The organism is Protofrankia sp. CiT1 (genome assembly GCF_917627335.1).
GTDB lineage: Bacteria > Actinomycetota > Actinomycetes > Frankiales > Frankiaceae > Protofrankia.
Genome location: NZ_CAKJTP010000074.1, coordinates 1 through 2,664, shown reverse-complemented (window position 1 = coordinate 2,664; position 2,664 = coordinate 1). Strand labels below are relative to the sequence as shown.

Sequence of the window (2,664 nt, the reverse complement as noted above, 5' to 3'; positions counted from 1 at the left end):
CGCCAGGAACGTCAGGCCGACGAGGCAGGGGGCTTCGCGCGGTCGTAGCACGTCTGGGCCGCGATCACCGCGGGCATCTCGCTCTCGATGAGCTCTATCAGCTCGCGCAGCTTCGCCGCGATGCGCACGCCGAGCGGCGTCAGGCTGTACTCCACGCGTGGTGGGATGGTCGCCTGGACGTCCCGGCGGACCAGCCCGTCGCGTTCCAGCGCCTGTAGCGTCTGCGACAGCATCTTCTCGCTGACCCCGTCGACTCTGCGGCGCAGCGCGTTGAACCGGTATTCGCCCTGGGTCAACGCTGCCAGGGCGAGGACCCCCCACTTGCTGGTGACGGTCTCCATCGTCCGCCGCGAAGGGCATGCGCGGGCGAAGACGTCGGCGGCCAGAGCGTCCGCCGGGTCGGCGGACGCGGCCGTCGTAGGGGTCGAGCGGTTCATGGTACCCACTGTAGCGATTCAGGGCGCCATCCCCATCAACCGTACTAACCAATATGACTGCACTTACAAATAGTTAGTACACTCCTGGAGTGCCTACCGCACGGGCAGGCAACGCCAGATCGGCCACCAGGGAGAAAGCTATGATCACTGTTACCGGCGCCACCGGGCACCTCGGCCGCCTTGTCATCGAGGAGCTGCTGGAACGCGGCGTGCCCGCCGGCGACGTCGTCGCGGCCGTGCGCGGCCCTGAGAAGGCCGCCGACCTCGCCGCCCGCGGCGTGCAGGTTCGGGAGGCCGACTACACCAGGCCCGAGACGCTCGCCACGGCCCTCGCCGGCACGGACAAACTGCTGCTGATCTCCTCCAACGAGGTCGGCCAGCGCGCGGCCCAGCACCGCAACATCGTGGATGCGGCCGTCGCGGCCGGCGTCGGCCTCATCGCGTACACAGGCATCCTCAACGCCGACACCACCGGTCTGGCGCTGGCCACGGAGCACAAGGCCACCGAGTCGATCATCCGCGACTCCGGCCTGCCGTTCGTCTTCCTGCGTAACGGCTGGTACATCGAGAACTACACCGACAACCTCGCTCCCGCGCTCGAACACGGCGTGCTCCTCGGCGCCGCGGGCGACGGCCGGATCGCCGGCGCCACCCGCGCCGACTTCGCCGCCGCGGCGGCTGCCGTCCTGCTGGGCGCCGGCCAGACGGGCGCCGTGTACGAACTGGGCGGTGACGAGCCCTTCACGATGACCGAGCTGGCCGCCGAGGTCTCCCGCCAGAGCGGCAGGACGGTCGTCTACCAGAACCTGCCTGCCCAGGAGTACACCAAAGCTCTCGTCGACGTTGGTGTCCCCGAGGCCTTCGCAAGCCTGCTCGCCGACTCGGATCTCGGCATCGGCCGCGGCGAGCTGACTACCGACAGCGGCGACCTGCGCCGCCTGCTCGGCCGCCCCACCACCAGCCTCGCCGACGCGGTAGCCGTCGCTGTCAAGGCCTGACCGAGCGAAGACGGTAGGCCGGGGCCGGGGCAGGCCCGGAATCGGTTATTGGGTGTGTGCCTGATAGCGGCGATCATGGCCGGCGGCGGGCCGGTGTTACCTGGTCCCGGCCCGCCACCAGCTCGTCCTCTGCCGGCCAGGCCGGCGTCCAGGGTCAGGTGAGCAGAGCACGGCCGAGGTGGTCGGCGGCGTCCCGGACGCCGGGCAGGACGAAGAAGTAGCCGCCACCGGTCGGGCTGATGTAGTCGACCAGCGGTTCATCGATGAGCCGGGTCTGGGTCGCCTCGAACTGGCGGGCGATGTCCTGCTGGTAGCAGCAGAAGGCCAGGCCCATGTCGAGGTTGCCGTTGGTGTCGATGCCCCGGTCGTAGTTGTAGCCGCGGCGCAGGATACGGGAGCCGGCGGTCTCGGCGGTGCGGGGGTTGGACAGCCGGATGTGCGCGTCGAGCGGGATGATCTTTCCGTCGGCGTCGCCCGCGTAGTCCGGGGTGTCGGTCTCGGCGGTGCCGTCCAGCGGCGCGCCGGTGTCCCGGCGCCGGCCGATCATCATTTCCTGCTCGTTGAGGGAGACCCGGTCCCAGAACTCCACCAGCATCCGGATGACCCGGATGACCTGGTAGGAGCCGCCTGTGGTCCAGGCGGGCTCGTCGCCGCCGTGCACCCAGACCAGCCGGTCCAGCTCGGCGGCGCTGGTCACGTCCGGATTGGCGATGCCGTCCTTGAAGCCGAGCAGGTTGCGTTGGGCTCCCGACGGCCGGGGCTGGTTCTGGAAGCCGTCGATGCGCCACCGCAGCTGCATGCCGCCGCGGGTGTGCCGGGCGATGTCACGCAGCGCGTGCAGCACGGTGTCGCGGCTGTGCGCGCACAGCTGAAGGCTGATGTCGCCATGGCACTGCGTGGCGTCCAGGTTGTCGTTGGGGAAGGTGCGCATCGGTGTGAGGTGACGCGGCGCTCGGTCGGCCAGGCCGAAGCGGTTGTCGAACAGGGATGCGCCCACACCGACGGTGACGGTCAGCGCGTCCGGGGGCACCACGGGCCCGACGATGCCGCTGTCCGACGGCGGGGCGGTCGTGCCGAGGTCGACCGGGGTGCCGCCGGCAGTCAGGAAACGGGCCCGTTCGGTGATTGTCCTGAACAGGTCGACAAGCCCGGCCCGGTCCGTCGTGATCGCGTCGAAGGACGCGAACATCGCCGCCGCCGGTGGTGGTGTGATGATCCCGGCCTGGTGG

The 2,664-nt window shown here is 70.1% G+C and carries 3 protein-coding genes; 1 reads left to right on the top strand and 2 read right to left on the bottom strand.

Annotated features, from left to right (window positions below; all coding sequences use genetic code 11):
• Window positions 1-11: 11 nt before the first annotated feature.
• Window positions 12-437, bottom strand: coding sequence for a helix-turn-helix domain-containing protein (locus MJ785_RS13315; RefSeq protein WP_239308833.1), 426 nt, complete (start codon window positions 435-437; stop codon window positions 12-14).
• 140 nt (window positions 438-577) lie between these two features.
• Between MJ785_RS13315 and MJ785_RS13310 the strand changes: the two genes are divergently transcribed.
• Complete coding sequence (locus tag MJ785_RS13310) at window positions 578-1,435, top strand: SDR family oxidoreductase (RefSeq protein ID WP_239381188.1); 858 nt, start codon at window positions 578-580, stop codon at window positions 1,433-1,435.
• A 154-nt stretch (window positions 1,436-1,589) separates the two neighbouring features.
• On the opposite strand, the gene efeB is transcribed toward MJ785_RS13310, so the two are convergent.
• The coding region (efeB, locus tag MJ785_RS13305; protein WP_239381187.1) for an iron uptake transporter deferrochelatase/peroxidase subunit at window positions 1,590-2,664 on the bottom strand (1,075 nt) is incomplete at its 5' end.